The organism is Streptomyces sp. HNM0574 (genome assembly GCF_012726235.1).
In the GTDB taxonomy this organism is placed as follows: Bacteria; Actinomycetota; Actinomycetes; order Streptomycetales; family Streptomycetaceae; genus Streptomyces.
Genome location: NZ_JAASAH010000004.1, coordinates 112,370 through 132,096 on the forward strand (window position 1 = coordinate 112,370; position 19,727 = coordinate 132,096).

Annotated in this window: 13 protein-coding genes; 6 read left to right on the top strand and 7 right to left on the bottom strand. The window is 72.3% G+C overall.

The annotated features are described in order from the left end of the window. Positions 1–6: 6 nt before the first annotated feature. The 3 genes from uvrC to HCC30_RS09580 form a co-directional block, all read right to left on the bottom strand. Complete coding sequence (uvrC, locus tag HCC30_RS09570; RefSeq protein WP_169441992.1) at positions 7–2,001, bottom strand: excinuclease ABC subunit UvrC; 1,995 nt, start codon at positions 1,999–2,001, stop codon at positions 7–9. A gap of 80 nt (positions 2,002–2,081) precedes the next feature. After that, the gene (locus HCC30_RS09575; RefSeq protein WP_169441993.1) at positions 2,082–2,738 is read right to left on the bottom strand and encodes an MBL fold metallo-hydrolase; all 657 of its coding nucleotides are present in this window, start codon (positions 2,736–2,738) and stop codon (positions 2,082–2,084) included. Positions 2,739–2,830: 92 nt separating this feature from the next. Then, complete coding sequence (locus HCC30_RS09580) at positions 2,831–3,523, bottom strand: maleylpyruvate isomerase family mycothiol-dependent enzyme (RefSeq protein ID WP_169441994.1); 693 nt, start codon at positions 3,521–3,523, stop codon at positions 2,831–2,833. A gap of 291 nt (positions 3,524–3,814) precedes the next feature. Between HCC30_RS09580 and uvrA the strand changes: the two genes are divergently transcribed. From uvrA to HCC30_RS09595, 3 genes are all read left to right on the top strand, one after another. After that, a complete protein-coding gene (gene uvrA / locus HCC30_RS09585; protein ID WP_169441995.1) occupies positions 3,815–6,820 on the top strand; it encodes an excinuclease ABC subunit UvrA in 3,006 nt (1,001 codons plus the stop codon). Positions 6,821–6,932: 112 nt separating this feature from the next. Then, the gene (locus HCC30_RS09590; RefSeq protein WP_206323631.1) at positions 6,933–7,322 is read left to right on the top strand and encodes a Rieske (2Fe-2S) protein; all 390 of its coding nucleotides are present in this window, start codon (positions 6,933–6,935) and stop codon (positions 7,320–7,322) included. Between the two features lie 486 nt (positions 7,323–7,808). Continuing rightward, on the top strand, positions 7,809–11,114 hold the full coding sequence (locus HCC30_RS09595; protein WP_169441997.1) for a phosphodiester glycosidase family protein: 3,306 nt from the start codon (positions 7,809–7,811) through the stop codon (positions 11,112–11,114). Between the two features lie 87 nt (positions 11,115–11,201). Here HCC30_RS09595 and HCC30_RS09600 read toward each other — a convergent pair whose 3' ends face one another. Both HCC30_RS09600 and uvrB read right to left on the bottom strand, forming a co-directional pair. Then, entirely contained in the window at positions 11,202–12,236 is a 1,035-nt protein-coding gene (locus HCC30_RS09600; protein ID WP_169441998.1) for a TerC family protein, read from the bottom strand. A gap of 406 nt (positions 12,237–12,642) precedes the next feature. Then, a complete protein-coding gene (gene uvrB, locus HCC30_RS09605; RefSeq protein ID WP_169441999.1) occupies positions 12,643–14,784 on the bottom strand; it encodes an excinuclease ABC subunit UvrB in 2,142 nt (713 codons plus the stop codon). A 162-nt stretch (positions 14,785–14,946) separates the two neighbouring features. Between uvrB and HCC30_RS09610 the strand changes: the two genes are divergently transcribed. The 3 genes from HCC30_RS09610 to HCC30_RS09620 all read left to right on the top strand — a co-directional run bounded on the left by HCC30_RS09610 (position 14,947) and on the right by HCC30_RS09620 (position 18,081). Next, entirely contained in the window at positions 14,947–15,834 is an 888-nt protein-coding gene (locus HCC30_RS09610; protein ID WP_169442000.1) for a glycerophosphodiester phosphodiesterase family protein, read from the top strand. A gap of 89 nt (positions 15,835–15,923) precedes the next feature. Beyond that, a complete protein-coding gene (locus tag HCC30_RS09615) occupies positions 15,924–16,541 on the top strand; it encodes a methylated-DNA--[protein]-cysteine S-methyltransferase (RefSeq protein WP_169442001.1) in 618 nt (205 codons plus the stop codon). Between the two features lie 115 nt (positions 16,542–16,656). After that, positions 16,657–18,081 (top strand): MFS transporter, encoded by a 1,425-nt coding sequence (locus HCC30_RS09620; RefSeq protein ID WP_346776581.1) that lies wholly within the window; start codon positions 16,657–16,659, stop codon positions 18,079–18,081. Between the two features lie 61 nt (positions 18,082–18,142). Here HCC30_RS09620 and HCC30_RS09625 read toward each other — a convergent pair whose 3' ends face one another. Both HCC30_RS09625 and HCC30_RS09630 read right to left on the bottom strand, forming a co-directional pair. Beyond that, positions 18,143–18,859 carry a PIG-L deacetylase family protein gene (locus HCC30_RS09625; protein ID WP_240979472.1) on the bottom strand — a complete coding sequence of 239 codons (717 nt, stop codon included), beginning with the start codon at positions 18,857–18,859 and terminating at the stop codon, positions 18,143–18,145. Positions 18,860–19,080: 221 nt separating this feature from the next. Further along, on the bottom strand, positions 19,081–19,566 hold the full coding sequence (locus tag HCC30_RS09630) for a type II toxin-antitoxin system PemK/MazF family toxin (protein ID WP_169442003.1): 486 nt from the start codon (positions 19,564–19,566) through the stop codon (positions 19,081–19,083). Positions 19,567–19,727: the final 161 nt, after the last annotated feature.

Below are 19,727 nucleotides of genomic sequence, written 5' to 3' on the forward strand. Positions count from 1 at the left end.
GGTCTGTCATTCCTCGTCAACAATCTCACCCGTCGCGGTATTCACCGCGGGTGCGGGCGTCTTCCGCTCGGCGAGTGCCCCGGCGACCGTCTCCGCCGTCTTGCGGCCGATGCCCGGCACCTCGCAGATCTGCTCGACCGTGGCGGCGCGCAGCCGCTTGACCGAGCCGAAGTGCTTGATCAGCGCCTGCTTGCGGGTCTCGCCGAGGCCGGGGACGGAGTCGAGCGGGCCGGAGCGCAGGGCCTTCGTCCGCTTGCTGCGCTGGTAGCGGATCGCGAAGCGGTGCGCCTCGTCCCGCACCCGCTGGAGCATGTACAGGCCCTCGCTGGTGCGGGGCAGCACCACCGGATCGTCGTCGTCCGGCAGCCAGACCTCCTCCAGGCGCTTGGCGAGGCCGCAGACGGCGACGTCGTCGATGCCCAGCTCGTCCAGCGCGGAGCGGGCCGCGGCGACCTGCGGGGCGCCGCCGTCGACGACGAGGAGCTGCGGCGGGTAGGCGAACTTCCGCGGCCGCCCCTCCTCGTCCCGGCCGCTCTCGCCCGCCGCCTCGGCGAGGGCCGGGTCCTCGGGCTCGGCCTCCTCGCCCCACTCGCCGGTGCGCTGCTTCTCGCGCAGGTAGCGGCGGAAGCGGCGGCTGATCACCTCGTGCATGGACCGGACGTCGTCCTGCCCCTCGAAGGACTTGATCTGGAAGCGGCGGTACTCGCTCTTGCGGGCCAGCCCGTCCTCGAAGACGACCATGGAGGCGACGACGTCGTCGCCCTGGAAGTGCGAGATGTCGAAGCACTCGATGCGCAGCGGAGCGGAATCCAGGCCGAGCGCCTCGGCGATCTCCTCCAGGGCCCGGGAGCGGGTGGTGAGGTCGGAGGCGCGCTTGGTCTTGTGCAGGTTGAGGGCCTGCTCGGCGTTCCGGTGGACGGTCTCCATCAGGGCCCGCTTGTCGCCGCGCTGCGGGATGCGGAGGCTGACGTGGGAGCCGCGGCGCTCGGTGAGCCACTCGGCTATCGGGCCGACCGGGTCGGGCAGCGCGGGGACGAGCACCTCCTTGGGCACCGCGTCCCCGCGCTCCTCGCCGTAGAGCTGCTGGAGCGCGTGCTCGACGAGCTCGGGGGTGCCGACCTCCTCGACCTTGTCGGTGACCCAGCCGCGCTGGCCGCGCACCCGGCCGCCGCGTACGTGGAAGATCTGGACGGCCGCCTCGAGTTCGTCCTCGGCGACGGCGATCAGGTCGGCGTCGGTGGCGTCGGTGAGGACGACCGCGTTCTTCTCCATGGCGCGCTTGAGCGCGTCGATGTCGTCCCGCAGCCTGGCGGCCTTCTCGTACTCCATCTCCTCGGCCGCCTCCCGCATGCGGACCTCCAGGCGGCGCAGGTGGGAGCCGGTGTGGCCGGCCATGAAGTCGCAGAACTGCTCGGCGAGTTCGCGGTGCTCCTCCTCCGTGACGCGGCCGACGCAGGGCGCGGAGCACTTGCCGATGTAGCCGAGCAGGCAGGGGCGGCCGATCTGCGCGGACCGCTTGAACACCCCGGCGGAGCAGGTGCGTACGGGGAAGACGCGGAGCATCAGGTCGACCGTCTCGCGGATGGCCCAGGCGTGCGCGTACGGGCCGAAGTAGCGCACGCCCTTCTTCTTCGGGCCGCGCATGACCTGGGCACGCGGGTAGGTCTCGTTCATCGTGACCGCGAGGGACGGATAGCTCTTGTCGTCGCGGTACTTGACGTTGAACCGGGGGTCGTACTCCTTGATCCAGGAGTACTCCAGCTGGAGCGCCTCGACCTCGGTGGAGACGACCGTCCACTCCACGGACGCGGCCGTGGTCACCATCGTGCGGGTGCGGGGGTGGAGGCCGGAAAGATCCTGGAAGTAGTTGGCCAGCCGCTGCCGGAGGCTCTTGGCCTTGCCGACGTAGATCACGCGGCGGTGCTCGTCACGGAACCGGTAGACCCCCGGTGAGTCGGGGATCTCTCCCGGCCTGGGGCGGTAGCTGGAGGGGTCTGCCATGCGGACAGCCTACGTCCGGGGTCCGACAGCGAGGCCGGACGCGGAGCCCCCGCCCGTACCGGCGGCGGCTCCGCGCTCGGTCACCAGCCGCGTTCGCGCCACTCCGCCAGGTGCGGGCGCTCGGTGCCGAGCATGGTGTCGTCGCCGTGGCCCGGGTACACCCAGGTCTCGTCCGGGAGTTGGGCGAAGAGCTTGGTCTCGACGTCCTGAAGCAGGCTGAGGAAGGCGTCGTGGTCGCCGAAGGTGTTGCCGACGCCGCCGGGGAAGAGGCAGTCGCCGGTGAACAGGTGCGGGTGGCCGTGCGGGTCGTCGTAGACGAGGGCGACGGAGCCGGGGGTGTGGCCGACGAGGTGCCGGGCCGTCAGCTCGACCTCGCCGACGCGCACGGTGTCGCCGTCGGCGAGCGGGACGTCGGTGCGGACGGGGATGCCCTCGGCGTCGTCCCGGCCCGCGTAGGTGGTGGCGCCGGTGGCGCTCACCACCTCCTCCAGCGCCTGCCAGTGGTCGCCGTGCCGGTGGGTGGTGACGACGGAGGCGATGCCGTCGTCACCGATCAGCCGGAGCAGGGTGCCCGCGTCGTTGGCCGCGTCGACGAGCAGCTGCTCCCCGGTGGCGCGGCAGCGCAGCAGGTAGGCGTTGTTGTTCATGGGGCCGACGGCGACCTTGGAGATCATCAAGCCGGTCAGCTCGTGCACGTCCGCAGGTCCCCCGACCTGCACCGATCCGCTGTATGCCATGGCGCCAGCCTAGCCCCGGGGCGCCCGCCGCGGCATGCGGGTCGCGGTAGCCGGACGGCACGGGACCGGCCGCGGCCGGTCCCGTACGGGCGTCAGAGCGCGGGGAGTTCGGGCAGCGGGGCGCTGGAGGAGAGGCCGCTGCCGGTGGTCCGTCCGGTGAGCCAGCCGACGAGCTGCGCGGGGCCGCCGGTGACGACGACGGGCTCGCCGCTCTCCGCGCCGGTGCGCCAGGTGTTGCCGTCCTCGGAGCGGAGCTCGACGGCGGTGGTGATGTCGGGGTGGCCGGCGAAGCGCCGTGCCATGGTGCCGAGTTCGCGCTCGACGAACGCGCCGGGGAGGTCCTCGATGCCGTGGCCCGTACCGAGGTCGACGTGGTGCAGCTCGATCTCGATCCAGCGGCGGAAGGGCAGCGCGGAGGCGGTGTCCCGGACGCCGTTGCGGAGCTCGACGGTGCGCCGCCACGCCTCCTCGGACTGGGCGCCGAAGGCGCCGTCGAGCCGGGCCGACGCCTCGCGGAGGTCGTCGAGCTGGGCCGCGAGGGGGCGGCCCGCGCCCTTGTCGATGTCGGCGTCGCGGGACTCGGCGCTGTCGTACATGGGGCGCCCGGCGAGGACCCGGACGAGGGCGTCGGCGTTGCGCGCGAGGTGGGTGATCACGTGGCCGCGGGTCCACCCGGGGAGGAGGGAGGGTCCGGCGACGGCGGCGTCGTCGAGTCCTGCGACGACGGTGAGGAGCCGGTCGGTGGACTCCCGGACGAGAGCGGCGTCATGCGCGGGCGAAGTCATGATCCCCAACGTAGTGCGGGGTCACGGGGCGGGGAAGACGGCGGCGAAGACGGGTTACGGGCACGTTCCGCGGTCGCTCCGGGACGCCCCGTAAATCGAATGCGCGTGCTATAAACTCGGGAGAGCGGGACGGCGCCGATACGGCACACAAATGTCGGTGGCCACCCGTACTGTTGGGAGATGGCCCGTCCTCGCGTACGGGCGCTTCCCACTTCCGCGGGCCGGGCCCGCGGCGCCGCCGTGGCGCCGGACCGGCCCGGTTACGGGCTCACACGAAAGGTGCCAACCGGCGTGGCCGACCGTCTTCTCGTCCGAGGCGCACGGGAGCACAACCTCCGGAACGTCTCGATAGACCTCCCCCGTGACTCGCTGATCGTCTTCACCGGGCTCTCGGGATCGGGCAAGTCCTCGCTCGCCTTCGACACGATCTTCGCCGAGGGCCAGCGGCGTTACGTGGAGTCGCTGTCCGCCTACGCGCGCCAGTTCCTCGGGCAGATGGACAAGCCCGACGTCGACTTCATCGAGGGCCTCTCGCCCGCGGTCTCCATCGACCAGAAGTCCACGTCCCGCAACCCGCGCTCGACGGTCGGCACGATCACCGAGGTCTACGACTACCTGCGGCTGCTCTTCGCCCGCATCGGCAAGCCGCACTGCCCCGAGTGCGGCCGCCCGATCGCCCGGCAGTCGCCGCAGGCGATCGTCGACAAGGTGCTCGCGCTGGAGCCCGGCAGCCGCTTCCAGGTGCTGTCGCCGCTGGTGCGCGAGCGCAAGGGCGAGTTCGTCGACCTCTTCAACGAGCTGCAGACCAAGGGCTACAGCCGGGCCAGGGTGGACGGCGAGACGATCCAGCTGTCCGAGCCGCCGAAGCTGAAGAAGCAGGAGAAGCACACGATCGAGGTGGTCGTGGACCGCCTCACCGTGAAGGACAGCGCCAAGCGCCGGCTGACGGACTCCGTCGAGACGGCCCTCGGCCTCTCCGGCGGCATGGTCATCCTCGACTTCGTCGACCTGGAGGAGGACGACCCGCAGCGCGAGCGGATGTACTCGGAGCATCTGTACTGCCCGTACGACGACCTGTCGTTCGAGGAGCTGGAGCCGCGCTCGTTCTCCTTCAACTCCCCCTTCGGCGCCTGCCCGCAGTGCACCGGCATCGGGACGCGGATGGAGGTCGACCCGGAGCTGATCGTCCCGGACGAGGACAAGTCCCTCGACGAGGGCGCCATCCACCCCTGGTCGCACGGCCACACCCGGGACTACTTCGGCCGTCTCATCGGCGCGCTGGCCGACGCGCTCGGCTTCCGTACCGACATCCCCTGGGCCGGGCTGCCGCAGCGGGCCAAGAAGGCGCTGCTGAACGGCCACAAGACGCAGATCGAGGTGCGCTACCGCAACCGCTACGGCCGCGAGCGCGCGTACACCACGGCCTTCGAGGGCGCCGTGCCCTTCGTCAAGCGGCGGCACCAGGAGGCGGAGACCGACACCAGCCGGGAGCGCTTCGAGGGCTACATGCGCGAGGTGCCCTGCCCGGCCTGCGAGGGCACGCGGCTGAAGCCGATCGTGCTCGCGGTGACGATGCAGGGCCGGTCGATCGCGGAGATCTCCGCGATGTCGATCAGCGAATGCGCGGACTTCCTGCGCGAGATGAAGCTGACGGCCCGCGAGAAGACCATCGCGGAGCGGGTGCTGAAGGAGGTCAACGAGCGGCTGCGGTTCCTCGTCGACGTCGGCCTCGACTACCTCTCGCTCAACCGCGCCGCCGGCACCCTCTCCGGCGGCGAGGCCCAGCGCATCCGGCTGGCGACGCAGATCGGCTCGGGCCTCGTCGGCGTGCTGTACGTCCTGGACGAGCCGTCCATCGGCCTGCACCAGCGGGACAACCACCGGCTGATCGAGACCCTGGTGCGGCTGCGCGACCTGGGCAACACCCTGATCGTCGTGGAGCACGACGAGGACACCATCAAGGCGTCCGACTGGGTCGTCGACATCGGCCCCGGCGCGGGCGAGCACGGCGGCAAGGTCGTGCACAGCGGCCCGTTGAAGGAACTGCTGGCCAACCAGGACTCCGTCACCGGCGACTACCTCTCGGGCAAGAAGTCCATCCCGATCCCGGACGTGCGGCGCCCGGCCGACCCGGCGCACCGGCTGACGGTGCGCGGCGCCCGCGAGAACAACCTGCAGGACATCGACGTCTCGTTCCCGCTGGGCGTGCTGACGGCGGTCACGGGTGTCTCCGGCTCCGGCAAGTCCACGCTGGTCAACGACATCCTGTACACGCACCTGGCGCGCGAGCTGAACGCCGCCAAGTCGGTGCCGGGCCGGCACACCCGGGTCGACGGGGACGATCTCGTCGACAAGGTCGTGCATGTCGACCAGTCCCCCATCGGCCGCACCCCGCGCTCCAACCCGGCCACGTACACCGGGGTGTTCGACCACGTGCGCCGGCTCTTCGCGGAGACCACGGAGGCGAAGGTGCGCGGCTACCAGCCGGGGCGCTTCTCCTTCAACGTCAAGGGCGGCCGGTGCGAGAACTGCTCCGGCGACGGCACCATCAAGATCGAGATGAACTTCCTCCCGGACGTGTTCGTGCCCTGCGAGGTCTGCCACGGCGCGCGGTACAACCGGGAGACGCTGGAGGTGCACTACAAGGGCAAGAGCATCGCCGAGGTGCTCGACATGCCCATCGAGCAGGCGCTCGACTTCTTCGAGGCGGTGCCCGCCATCGCCCGCCACCTGCGCACGCTGAACGACGTCGGCCTCGGGTACGTCCGGCTCGGCCAGTCCGCGCCGACGCTCTCCGGCGGTGAGGCGCAGCGCGTGAAGCTGGCCAGCGAGCTGCAGAAGCGCTCGACGGGCAGCACGGTCTACGTCCTCGACGAGCCCACCACCGGGCTGCACTTCGAGGACATCCGCAAGCTGATCGGCGTGCTGGACGGGCTGGTCGACAAGGGCAACACGGTCATCGTCATCGAGCACAACCTCGACGTCATCAAGACCGCCGACTGGATCGTCGACATGGGCCCCGAGGGCGGCAGCGGCGGCGGACTGGTCGTCGCCGAGGGCTCGCCCGAGCAGGTCGCCTCGGAACCGGCCAGCCACACCGGCAAGTTCCTCCGCGACGTCCTGGGCGACCGGGTGAGCGACGCGGCGGTGACGACGGCGCCCGCGAAGCGGACGGCGGCCCGCAAGTCCCCGGCGAAGAAGGCCACTTCGAAGGCCGCGAAGTCCGGTACGGGCGCGGCGAAGAGCGCGAAGAAGACCGCCGCGAAGAAGCCCTCGGGCGGGGCCCGCAAGGGCTGACGGCGTGGAGGCGGCAGGCCGGATTCCGGGCTGCCGTAGGGTACGGCGCGTGACGAGCGACGAACAGACCAGCACGCGCCGTACCGTCCTCCGGGGCGTGGCCGGCGTCGGCCTGGCCGCCACCGCCTGCGGGGGCGCCGAGGACGACGGCCAGGAGCGGCCGGGCGGCGAACCGACCCCCACCGCGCCGGTGGACCTCGGGCCCGCGGACGCGGTGCCCGTCGGCGGCGCGAAGCTCTACCGGGAGCGGAAGCTCGTCGTCTCGCAGCCCTCGCGGGGCGAGTTCAAGGCGTTCAGCGCGGTGTGCACGCACCGCGGCTGCGTCCTGACGAAGGTGGAGAAGCAAGAGGGCGACTGCACCTGCCACGGCAGCAGGTTCGACGTCACCAACGGCGAGGTGCTGCAGGGCCCGGCCTCGGTCCCGCTGCCGTCCGTGCCGGTGACGGAGCGCGGCGGCAAGCTCGTCGCCGGTCCCGAGGGCGACTCGGGGCGCGGCGCCTGACGCTCCCCCGCGCGCTCCCCCGTACCTCCGCACGCGCCCGGCCCGGGTCGCTCGTCCGGGCCTGATCCTCGCGGCCGGGATTCCCGTGCGCCGCCCGGGGCCCGGTTCCGCCGCTCCCCCGTCCGACCTGCGTCCGCGTACCGCTGCGGGGGCTTCGGGAGTGGGCTGCGCGAGACGTGTTGTTCGCCCGGATTTCCCGCGTGGGCTCTGGTGCCCGCCCTTCCCCCTTGGCACGCTGTGGCCCGCTGTGCGCAGGTAGCGCACGGAACAGGCGCGTATGTGGGGGATGTTGTGACACGAATCCACGCACGCAGAAGATCCCGGGCCAGGTCGTTACTGGCCGCCGTACCCCTGGCCGCTCTGGTGGCCGGGCTCGCCCTTCCCGCGGCGGCGCGGCAGCCGGAGGCCGGGAGCGGGGCACCGGCGGCGGTGCGGGCGGGCGCCGCGCGTGACCCGTCGCGCGGGCCCGGTCTGCCGGGCGACGGGATGGAACTCACCAGCACCACACGGCCGGTCGCCCCGGGCGCCCGGCTCACCTCCTTCGACCGGCTCCAGCCCGACAAGTGGCTCCGCGCCGACGCGCTCAGCCTCTCCCTCGACGGTGCCGGAGGCGGCGGCGAGAAGGACGGGGCGCGGGCCGAGTACCTGTCCTCCGGCAAGGTGTCCCGTCCGAAGCCGGTCAGCGAGCTGGCGGCCGGGCACGAGCCGGGGCCGGGACGGCGTACCGTCGCGGCCCTCAACGCCGACTTCTTCGACATCGACGCGACCGGGGCGCCGCTCGGCCCCGGCCTGCGCGACGGGCGGACGGTCCACTCCCCCGCACCGGCCAACTCGCAGGCCGTGGGCCTCGGTCCGGGCGCGGCCGGCCGCATCCTGGACCTCTACTTCCGGGGCACGCTGACGCTGCCCGACGGGCGCGAACCGCTCGCGGCGTACAACGCGGCGAACGTCCCCGACGGCGGCATCGGCGCCTACAACACCCAGTGGGGCACGGCCGACCGCTCCCTCGCGGTGGACGACGCGCGGGACGTGACCGAGGTGACGGTGCGCGACGGCGTCGTCCGCGACGTCCACGACCGGGCGGGCAAGGGCGCGATCGAGCCCGGCACCACCGTGCTGCTCGGGCGGGACGCGGGCGCGAAGGCGCTGGCCGGGCTGGCGCCCGGGGACCGGGTCTCGTGGGAGTACCGCACCCGCACCGACGACGGAAGTCCCGTACCGCGCACGGCGGTCGGCGGGCGCGGACTGCTCGTCGTGGACGGCGAGGCACAGAACTGGGAGGGCCGGCCGAACAACGGGACGGCGCCGCGCACCGCGGTCGGCTTCTCCCGGGACGGCTCGACGATGCACGTCCTCACCGTCGACGGGCGGCAGTCCGCCTCCGGCGGCGTCACCCTGACCGAACTCGGCCTGATGATGGAGGACTTGGGCGCGCACAACGCGCTCAACCTGGACGGCGGCGGTTCCTCCACCCTGCTGGCCCGCAAGCCCGGCGGCCGCGGCCTGGAGCTGGAGAACGCCCCGTCCGACGGGCACGAGCGCCAGGTCCCCAACGGTCTCGCGATCACCGCGCCCGAGGGCAGCGGCCGGCTGGCCGGGTTCCGGGTGGAGACGGCCGCCGACCCGGACGAGTCCCCGACGGCCGACCCCGTCCCCGGCGGCCACCCCGAGCGCGTCTTCGCCGGGATGACCCGCAGGCTGACCGCGTCCGGCTACGACGAGACGTACGGCCCGGCGCGCGGCACCCCCGCGTGGCGCTCGTCCCGTCCCGGCGTCGGGCGCGCGGACGGCGAGGGGGTGTTCCACGCGCGGAGTCCGGGCCGTACCCGGGTGGTGGCCTCCAGCGGTGAGGCGCGCGGCGGGAAGGAGCTGACGGTTCTGGGGCCGATGGAGCGGATGCGGCCCGACCACGACCGGGTGGCACTGGCGGACTCCCGCGACACCCAGCGCTTCGGCTTCGTCGGCCACGACGCGCGGGGGACGAGCGCCCCGCTCGAACCGGGCGACGTGCGGCTGCGCTACGACCGGTCGCGGTTCACCGTCACGCCCGATCCGGCGCGCGGCGGGTTCACCGTGCGGGGCAAGCCGGGCGTCGACTCGGCCTCCGGCATCGTCACCGCCACCGCGGGCGGGCGCACGGCCCGGCTCGCGGTGACGGTCGGGCTGAGCGACGCGTCCCTCGCGGAGTTCGACGACGCGGACAGGTGGACCTTCAGCGCGGCGCGGGCCGAGGGCTCGCTCGGGCCGACGCCCGAGGGCCGCACCGGGCAGGGGCTGCGGCTGAGCTACGACTTCACCAAGTCCGCAGCGACCCGCGCCGCGTACGCCACCCCGCCCCGTGACCTGCCCGTTCCGGGGCAGCCGCTGGGCTTCCGGATGTGGGTGCGGGGCGACGGCAACGGCGCCTGGCCCTCGCTGCACCTGAAGGACGCGCACGGCACCGACCACGTACTGCGCGGTCCCGTCGTCGACTGGAAGGGCTGGCGGCAGATCACCTTCGACGTGCCCGAGGGGGCCGCCTATCCGCTCCGGGTGCACCGCTTCTACCTGGCGGAGACCCGGCCCGACGCGCGGTACGCGGGCGAGGTGGTGCTCGACGACCTGGTCGCGCGCACCCCGCCGGACGCCGAGCTGCCGACCGCTCCCCGCCCGGCCGACCCGCTGATCTCCACGGCGGCCGATGTGGCGGGCCGCGACTGGCGCTTCGCCGTGCTCTCGGACGCCCAGTTCGTCGCGGCCCGCCCGGACAGCGAGGCGGTGCGGCAGGCGCGGCGCACCCTGCGCGAGATCCGGGCCGCGCGGCCCGACTTCGTCGTCGTCGCCGGTGACCTGGTGGACGAGGGGGCGCCGGAGGACCTGCGCTTCGCGCGGCGGCTGCTGGAGGAGGAACTGGGCCGTGATGGGAAGGACCCCGTGAAGTGGACGTACGTTCCGGGCAATCACGAGGTGATGGGCGGGAGCATCGAGACCTTCGTCCGGGAAATCGGGCCCGCGGGGCGGGTGTTCGACCACAAGGGGACGCGGTTCCTCACCTTCGACACCTCATCGCTGACGCTGCGTGGCGGCGGCTACGCGCAGTTCCGGAAGCTGCGGGACCAGCTGGACGCGGCGGCCCGCGATCCGAAGGTGCGGTCGGTCGCCGTGATCCAGCACGTGCCGCCGCGCGATCCCACGCCGCAGCGGGCGAGCCAGTTGACGGACCGGCGGGAGGCGGACCTGCTGGAGCGGTGGCTGGGGAGGTTCCGGGAGCGCTCGGGCAAGGGCGCGGCCTTCATCGGCGGCCACGTCGGCACCTTTGACGCCTCGCGGGTGGACGGCGTCCCGTACCTCGTGAACGGCAACGCGGCGAAGAACCCGGCGACGCCGCCCGGGCAGGGCGGCTTCACGGGCTGGTCGCTGGTCGGCGTGGACCGGGGTCCCGTCGGGGCCGGGCGGGACTGGCTGGGCGTGCAGACCAGGCCGCATGTGGACGGGCTCGCGCTGGAGGCGCCGGCCAGGGTTCCGGCGGGCGAGCGTGCCGAGGCGTCCGCCGAGGTTCTTCAGGGCCCGTCGGGGTCGGTGCGGAAGGTGCCCGTGCGGTGGCCGGTCAGCGCCGACTGGTCGGGCTCGCGGAACCTGTGCTTCACGCACGGGCGGCCGGGCGCCGCGAACGGGCGCCCGCCGGCGGGCCGTTGCGACGCCACCTACGACACCGGCACGGGCACGCTCACCGCGCACCGGGCCGGGACGGTCACGCTCCGCGTCACGGTGGCCGGTGAGCGGGCGGAACGGCAGGTGCGGCTGACGGCCTGACGCCGGCGGCAGGCGCACGCACGAACGCCGGTGCGGCGGGACCGTGATCCCGCCGCACCGGCGCGTACGTTCAGCCCTTGCGGGCGGTCAGGACTTGGTGTCGGTGTCCTGGCCGGAGGACTCGCCGGCGCTCCCGTGCAGGGACTTGGCCTTGTCGCCCTCCTCGGTCTCCTGCTGCGACGCCTTGCGGGAGGCGTACAGGCTGGTGATCGTCGTGACGATCAGGACGGCGCAGATCACGCCCAGCGAGACGGGGATGCTGATCTCCGGGACGTGCACACCGGTCTCGTGCAGGGCGTGCAGCACCAGCTTGACGCCGATGAAGCCCAGGATGATCGACAGGCCGTAGCTGAGGTGGACCAGCTTCTGGAGCAGTCCGCCGATGAGGAAGTACAGCTGCCGCAGACCCATCAGCGCGAAGGCGTTCGCGGTGAAGACGATGTACGGGTCCTGGGTGAGGCCGAAGATCGCGGGGATGGAGTCCAGCGCGAAGAGGACGTCGGTGGTACCGATCGCGAGCATCACGATCAGCATCGGCGTCATCAGCCGCTTGCCGTTCTCCACCACGAACATCTTCGTGCCGTGGTACTGGTCCGTGGACGGGAAGCGGCGCTCCACCATCTTCAGGAAGCGGTTCTCCTCGTAGGCCTCGTCCTCTTCGTCCGCGCGGGCTTCCTTGATCAGCTTCCAGGCCGTCCAGATGAGGAAGGCGCCGAAGATGAAGAAGACCCAGGAGAAGGTCGAGATGATCGCGGCGCCGGCGGCGATGAAGCCGGCCCGGAGCACCAGCGCGATCAGCACACCGATGAGCAGCACCCGCTGCTGGTAGATCTTCGGGACCGAGAACTTCGCCATGATCAGGACGAAGACGAAGAGGTTGTCGACGCTGAGGGACTTCTCGGTGATGAAGCCCGCGAAGAACTCGCCCGCGGGCTGCCCCCCGCCGAAGACGAAGAGCCCCACGCCGAACAGCGCGGCGAGCACGATCCAGACGATCGTCCACGTACCGGCTTCCTTGAGGGAGACCTCGTGGGGCTTGCGGCCGCCGACGAAGAAGTCGACGGCGATGAGAAGACACAGACCGACGATGGTCAGCGCCCAGACAGTCAGCGATACATCCATAAAAGGATCCTCCGGCTTGCAGGCTCGCATGGCCGGAGGTCTCTTCCGCCCGCCGAGCTGTGTCGTACGGACCGACGCCCCGGGACCGGTCAGGTTCGGTCCGTATTGACGGGCACGCCGCGATGGCTGGGAATACTCCCCTCCGCTCAAAGAAGGGTAAAGCACTCCCATGCATTCGTAAACTGTGCAGGTCAGGGGCGGTTTTCGGGGGATCTGACGGGAGTCGGCGGCCTCGTCCGGCCGCCCGGTCCCTAGCATCCGTGACGCTCCGCGCTCAAGCGCGCGCCCCGCGTGCCGCCCGGCCGGAAAGGACGCGGCGCGCGGGACCGTCGGAGTGAGGCGGGACGGCGCCGGACCCCGGCCGCGCACCGACGACTTCACGCCGGGCGGGCCGGGGACGCGCGCGTCACTTCAGGCCGGCCTCGCGCATCTGCCGCAGCTCCTTCTTCAGCTCGCCGACCTCGTCCCGCAGCCGGGCCGCCACCTCGAACTGCAGCTCCGCCGCGGCCGCGCGCATCCGCTCGGTCAGCTCCTCGATGGTCTCGGCGAGCTCCGCGGCGGGACGGTCGGTGAGCTGCTCCTCGCCCTTCGCGGCCTTGCCCTTCTTCCCCTTGGCCTCGCTCCTGGCGGGGACGGGCGCCTTCGCGGCCTTGCCGTCCTTCGCGCCCTTGGGTGCCTGGCGGTAGCCCGTGCCCAGCAGCTCCTCGGTGTCGATGTCCTCGCGGACGATGTCGGCCACGATGTCGCCGATCTTCTTCCGCAGCGGGGTCGGGTCGATGCCGTTCGCCTCGTTGTACGCGACCTGCTTCGCGCGGCGGCGGTTGGTCTCCTCGATGGCCTTCTCCATCGCCGGGGTGACCTTGTCCGCGTACATGTGCACCTGGCCCGAGACGTTCCGCGCCGCGCGGCCGATGGTCTGGATCAGCGAGGTGCCGGAGCGCAGGAAGCCCTCCTTGTCGGCGTCGAGGATCGCGACCAGCGACACCTCCGGCAGGTCGAGACCCTCACGCAGCAGGTTGATGCCGACGAGGACGTCGAACTCGCCGCTGCGCAGCTCCCGCAGCAGCTCCACCCGGCGCAGGGTGTCGACGTCGCTGTGCAGATAGCGGACCTGGATGCCCAGCTCCACGAAGTAGTCCGTGAGGTCCTCGGCCATCTTCTTCGTGAGGGTGGTGACGAGGACGCGCTCGTCCTTCTCGGTACGCGTACGGATCTCGTGCACCAGGTCGTCGATCTGGCCCTCGGTGGACTTGACGACGACCTCCGGGTCGACCAGGCCCGTCGGGCGGATGACCTGCTCCACGAAGCCGTCCCCGCGCGAGAGTTCGTACGCCCCGGGGGTGGCGGACAGGTAGACCGTCTGCCCGATGCGTTCGACGAACTCCTCCCACTTCAGCGGGCGGTTGTCGATCGCCGAGGGCAGCCGGAAGCCGTGGTCGACCAGCGTCCGCTTGCGCGCCGCGTCGCCCTCGTACATGGCGCCGATCTGCGGGACCGTCTGGTGCGACTCGTCGATGACGAGGAGGAAGTCGTCGGGGAAGAAGTCCAGCAGGGTGTGCGGGGCGGTGCCCGGGTCGCGGCCGTCGATGTGCCGCGAGTAGTTCTCGATGCCGGAGCAGGTGCCGATCTGCCGCATCATCTCGATGTCGTACGTGGTGCGCATGCGCAGCCGCTGTGCCTCCAGCAGCTTGCCCTGCTTCTCCATCGTGGCGAGCTGCTCCGCCAGTTCGGCCTCGATCCCGGCGATGGCGCGCTCCATCCGCTCCGGGCCCGCGACGTAGTGCGAGGCGGGGAAGACGTACAGCTCCTCGTCCTCCGAGATGACCTCGCCGGTGAGCGGGTGGAGGGTGGAGAGCGCCTCGATCTCGTCCCCGAACATCTCGATGCGGACGGCGAGTTCCTCGTACACCGGGAAGATCTCGATGGTGTCGCCGCGGACGCGGAAGGTGCCGCGGGTGAAGGAGACGTCGTTCCGCGTGTACTGGATGTCCACGAAACGGCGGAGCAATTCGTCCCTGTCGTGCTCCTGGCCGACCTTCAACTGCACCATTCTGTCTACGTATTCCTGCGGCGTACCCAGGCCGTAGATGCAGGAGACGGACGAGACGACGACGACGTCCCGCCGGGTGAGCAGTGAGTTGGTCGCGCTGTGCCGGAGGCGTTCGACCTCCTCGTTGATGGAGGAGTCCTTCTCGATGTAGGTGTCCGTCTGCGGGACGTACGCCTCGGGCTGGTAGTAGTCGTAATAGGAGACGAAGTACTCCACCGCGTTGTTCGGCAGGAGTTCACGGAACTCGTTCGCCAGCTGCGCGGCGAGGGTCTTGTTCGGCGCCATCACCAGCGTCGGACGCTGGAGCTTCTCGATCATCCACGCGGTGGTCGCCGACTTGCCGGTGCCCGTCGCGCCGAGCAGCACGACGTCCTTCTCGCCGCCCTTGACTCGGGTCTCCAGATCAGCGATCGCCGCCGGCTGGTCACCGCTGGGCTGGTAGGGGCTGACGACCTCGAAAGGCGCCACCTTGCGTTCGATCTCGGTATGGGGCCGCATGTCCCCCACCGTACGACTCGCCACCGACATCCTCGGTTGCCTCGGGTTCGGGAAACCCGCCCGGTGACGTTCACGCTCCGTCCACTCGTCTTCTGCTTCTGTGTACGGCGCAACGGGAACTCTCTTCGCTGTCAGTGCTCAATCGAACGCAAGGAGTCCCGAATGTCGATGCGTCGTGCCGTAGCCACCGCTACCGGTGTGCTCCTGGGGCTGTCCTCCCTGGCCCTGACCGTCGTCCCGGCCCATGCCTCGTCGCAGCAGGAGCAGAAGTCCGACCCACCACTGACCGTCGCGCACAGAGGAGCCTCGGGCCACGCCCCCGAGAACACCCTCGCCGCGGTCCAGAAGGCCCACGAGCTCGGCATCGAGTGGGTGGAGAACGACGTACAGCGCACCAAGGACGGCGAGCTCGTCGTCGTCCACGACACGACGCTCGAGCGGACCACGGACGTCGAGGACGTCTTCCCCGACCGCGCCCCCTGGAAGATCTCCGACTTCACCGCGGCGGAGATCGGCAAGCTGGACGCGGGCAGCTGGTTCAGCGACGGCTACAAGGGCGAGAAGGTGCCCACGCTGGAGCAGTACCTGCGCAAGCTCGACGAGACCGACCAGCGGCTGCTGCTGGAGCTCAAGGGCCCCGAGCTGTACCCGGGCATCGAGGCGGAGATCCTCGACGAGCTGAAGTCCGAGGGCTGGCTCGACGACCAGCACGTGCAGGGCAAGCTCGTCATGCAGAGCTTCAACGAGTCCTCGGTCAAGACCGTGCACGGCCTCGCGCCCGCGGTGAAGACCGGCTTCCTGGGCAACCCGCCGGTCAGCGAGCTGAAGAACTACGCGCGCTTCAGCGACCAGATCAACCCCCGGTACACCACGGTGACCAAGGACTACATCGACGCGATCCACAAGCTGAAGGGCCCGCACGACAAGCCGCTGGAGGCCTACACCTGGACGGTCAACGACGCCTCCACGGCCCGCAAGGTCGCCGACGCCGGGGTCGACGGCATCATCTCCAACTACCCGGACGTGGTCCGGGACGAGACGGGCGGCTGACCGGCGCGCTCCCCGGCCGCGGGCGACGGCCGGGCGGGCGACGGTGGCCGTGGCTCCGCGATGTCCGTCGCGGGGCCTAGGCTGCCCGTATGACTGACGCGACAGCCGGAGAGCACACCGGCACAGCGGCGCCGCGCACCGCCGCCTGGACGGTGGTGCGGGCGCCGATCGGCCCCCTGCTGATCGCGGCGACCCACGAGGGCCTGGTCAACGTCGTCTTCCACGCGGACGCGCGGGCGACGGACCGGGCCCTTGACCGGCTGCGGGACGTGCTGGGCCAGCCGCCCGTGCGGGCCGAGGGCACCCCGGGCGGCACCCTCACCGCGGACGCCGCGTTCGCCGCCGAGCCCGCGCTCACCGAGGCGGCGGCGCAGCTCACGGCGTACTTCCGGGGCGGGCTGCGGCACTTCGACGTCGCGCTCGACTGGTCGCTGACCGGCGGCTTCCACGAGCGGGTGCTGCGCACCCTGCACACCACCGTCCCGTTCGGCACCACCGTCGGGTACCAGACCCTCGCCGACCGGGTCGGCGAGCCGGGCGCCGCGCGTGCCGTCGGGGCCGCGATGGGCGCGAACCCGCTGCCGGTGGTCGTCCCCTGCCACCGCGTGGTGGCGAGCGACGGCGGGATCGGCGGGTTCGGGGGCGGCACGGAGACCAAGCGGGAGCTGCTCGCGCTCGAAGGGCTGCTGCCGGAACCGCTGTTCTGAACCGTGCGGCGCCGGGCGGCTGTTCCCGGCGCTGTTCTGCGCCCCGGTGCCACCTGGCAGACTGCCGCGCGTGAGTGACACGAATGAAGGCGCGAACACTCCTGACACCTCCGGCATACGGACCGCCTCCGGTCCAGGACCGGAGGCGGAACCCCCACCGGAACCGGGGGTCGACCTTCCGGCGCTGCGCCGCCGGGTCAACGCGGCGCTGGTCATCAGCCAGGTGCTCGGCGGTCTGGGCGTCGCGACGGGCGTCGCGCTCGCGGCGGTGCTGGCGCAGGAGATCAGCGGTTCGGAGGCGCTCGCCGGGCTCGCCTCCACCTCGGCCGTCGTCGGCACGGCGCTGTTCTCCCTCCCGCTGGCCACGCTGATGGCGGCCCGCGGACGCCGCCCCGGGCTGACGCTCGCCTACCTGCTCGGCGCCGCGGGCGGCGCCGTCGTCGTGCTCGCCGCGCTGCTGCGGAACTTCCCGCTGCTGCTCGTCGGCATGACCGCGTTCGGCGCCGGTACGTCGGCCAACCTGCAGGCCCGGTTCGTCGCCGCCGACCTGGCCCCGCCGCAGAAGCGGGCCGGGGCCATCTCGACGGTCGTGTGGGCGACCACCGTCGGTGCCGTCCTCGGCCCGAACATCGCGGCTCCGGCGGGCCGCGGCGTCGCCGGGCTCGGGATACCGGAGGCCGCCGGTCCGTTCGTCTGGAGCACCGGGGTCTTCCTGCTGGCGGCCGTCGTCGTGCACCTCCTGCTGCGTCCCGACCCGCTCCTGACGGCCCGGGCCCTGGCGGCGCGCGAAACGGGCGCGGACGGCGAGCGCGGCCGAAGCGGAACCGGTACCGGAACGGCGTCGCCGGACGTCCGCGAGGGCTCCCCGGAGGGCCGAACGGGTGGATTCCGCAAGAAATTCAGGCGACGCGGACGGGCGGACCGGGGCGGCGGCGCGGAGCGCTCGCTGCGCGCCGGACTGGCCGCCGTCGCCGCCTCGGCCGAGGCCAGGCTGGCGCTCGTCACCATCACCGTCGCGCACACCGCGATGACCTCGGTGATGGTCATGACCCCCGTCGACCTGGGCCACCACGGCGCCGGGATACAGCTGATCGGACTGGTCATCAGCGGCCACATCGCGGGCATGTACGCCCTCTCCCCCGTGATGGGCCGGCTCGCGGACCGGCTCGGCCGCGACAAGGTCATCCTCCTCGCCGTGCTGCTGCTCGGGGCCGCCGCGCTGCTCGCCGGCACCGCCGACGGCAGCCACCCGCGGACCGCGGCGGGGCTGGTGCTGCTCGGGCTCGGCTGGTCGGCCGGGCTGGTCTCGGGCTCCGCGCTGCTCACCGACTCCGTCCCGCAGGAGGCACGGGCCGCGGTGCAGGGGCTCTCCGACCTGGTGATGAACGCGTCCGCCGCGCTGGGCGGCGCCCTCGCGGGCCTCATCGTCTCCCAGGCGGGCTACGGCTGGCTCAACGCCGGTGCCGCCGCGCTCCTCGTCCCCGTCGTGGTCCTCCTCCTCGGCGCCCGGCGCGCGCCGGAGGCCGAGGGCGCCAACTGAGGCCGCGCGCCCGCCCGTTCACGTGGACGGGCGGGCGCGCGGCGCGTCGGGGCAGTCCCGGTCAGCGCGGGAAGAGCTGGAAGAAGACGCAGCGGCGTCCGTCGAAGCGGGCCGCCCGCATCTCCACGCCCTGGTGCACGACGGAACGCGCGTACGCGGCGGGGGGCTCGTCGGTCAGGCCGGTGATGTACGCGTGGTGCGCGGAGAGCGAGGCGACCGCCGCTTCGACGGCGGCGTCCTCGACGTGCACCGCGTGCGTGGGCGCGTCCGTACCCGCGACGGCGACCCAGCGCACGCCGCCCCACGGTTCGGCTCCGTCGTCCGTCAACTGCTCGGGAAAGATCCACCTGTTGCCCGCGTCGCCCACGGCGTCGAGCACGGCCCTGCCGACCGCGCGGTGGTCCGGCGTGTTCCAGCCGAGGCCGCCCCAGGTGTCCATGTGGTTGATGGTGACGACGAGTTCGGGCCGGCGTGCGCGCAGCACCGCCGTGATGTCGCGGCGCAGCGGCACGCCCTCCTCGATCACGCCGTCGCGGTGGTCGAGGAACTCCACCTCGTGCACGCCCACGGCGCGGGCCGAGGCGTACTGCTCGGCCTCGCGCACCCGCGCGCACTCGGCCGGCGGCAGCGCGTCGATCCCCGCCTCACCGCGCGAGGCGATCAGGTACGTGACCTCCTTGCCGGCGGCGGTCCACGCGGCAACGGCCGCCGCGGCGCCGTACTCCAGGTCGTCCGGGTGCGCGACGACGGCCAGCGCCCGTTGCCAGTCGTCGGGCATCGGGTCCAGCAGGGCGCCCGCCTCCGTCGCCCCCGTCTGCTGCGCGTCCGTGCTCGCGTCCGTCATGGAACCACCCGTTCAACTCGGCTTCTGCTCCGGAGCGTTCCGCGCCAGCTTCTCACCGGGCCCGCCCGGCCGCCCCGCCACTCCACGCCGGTGTCCCGGGCCTCACCTGGCCGGGGGCCCGGGGGCGGGTCCTGACGGGGGCGGCCGTTGCCCGGTCAGCCGGTGACGCCGGTACCCGCCTGCCAGCCGTAGATCTGCTGGAGCCGGTGGACCACCCGGTTGAACCTGGCCCGGTCCAGCGCGCACGCCTCCCGCCGCATGCCGTCCGGATGGACGCGCAGCACCCTTCCGGTTCCGGCCCAGGAGTCGCGGCCGCTGCGGTCCCAGGGGCCCGAGCCGAGCGGCAGCCAGCCCTCCTCGCCGTCCCGGTCGCGGGAGCTCAACTGCACGGCGAGGAAGGTCTCCTGCGCCTCCCGGGCGACGACCAGTACGGGACGGTCCTTGCCCCGGCCGTCGTCCTCCTCGTACGGCACCCAGGTCCACACGATCTCGCCCGGGTCGGGCTCCCCGTCCGGGTCGGGCGCGTACGTCGTCCGGACACGGCCCACGCCGCCGGGTTCCACTTCGACGGTCGCCGAGGTTCCGCTCTGGCCGGGCAGCAGCGGCGCTGCGGCCTCTGGATGATCTTGCGCGTCACTCATGTGGGGCAACCTATCGCCGCCGGCCCCCGGAACCGGAAACCCCCGTCGGCCCCTCCCACCCGGAGAGCACCGCGAACGCTCCGGAACACCGACGCCCGCCCGGCGCCACCCGGAGGCGGCGTGCGCGGGGGACGGCCACCCGGACGGCCGCCCAGCCGTAT

What these genes read in the sequence shown, in the direction of transcription:
- uvrC (WP_169441992.1), bottom strand. Translation starts at nt 2,001, where the DNA reads ATGGCAGACCCCTCCAGCTACCGCCCCAGGCCGGGAGAGATCCCCGAC.
- HCC30_RS09575 (WP_169441993.1), bottom strand. Translation starts at nt 2,738, where the DNA reads ATGGCATACAGCGGATCGGTGCAGGTCGGGGGACCTGCGGACGTGCAC.
- HCC30_RS09580 (WP_169441994.1), bottom strand. Translation starts at nt 3,523, where the DNA reads ATGACTTCGCCCGCGCATGACGCCGCTCTCGTCCGGGAGTCCACCGAC.
- HCC30_RS09595 (WP_169441997.1), top strand. Translation starts at nt 7,809, where the DNA reads ATGGAACTCACCAGCACCACACGGCCGGTCGCCCCGGGCGCCCGGCTC.
- HCC30_RS09600 (WP_169441998.1), bottom strand. Translation starts at nt 12,236, where the DNA reads ATGGATGTATCGCTGACTGTCTGGGCGCTGACCATCGTCGGTCTGTGT.
- uvrB (WP_169441999.1), bottom strand. Translation starts at nt 14,784, where the DNA reads ATGCGGCCCCATACCGAGATCGAACGCAAGGTGGCGCCTTTCGAGGTC.
- HCC30_RS09610 (WP_169442000.1), top strand. Translation starts at nt 14,947, where the DNA reads ATGTCGATGCGTCGTGCCGTAGCCACCGCTACCGGTGTGCTCCTGGGG.
- HCC30_RS09615 (WP_169442001.1), top strand. Translation starts at nt 15,924, where the DNA reads ATGACTGACGCGACAGCCGGAGAGCACACCGGCACAGCGGCGCCGCGC.
- HCC30_RS09625 (WP_240979472.1), bottom strand. Translation starts at nt 18,859, where the DNA reads ATGCCCGACGACTGGCAACGGGCGCTGGCCGTCGTCGCGCACCCGGAC.
- HCC30_RS09630 (WP_169442003.1), bottom strand. Translation starts at nt 19,566, where the DNA reads ATGAGTGACGCGCAAGATCATCCAGAGGCCGCAGCGCCGCTGCTGCCC.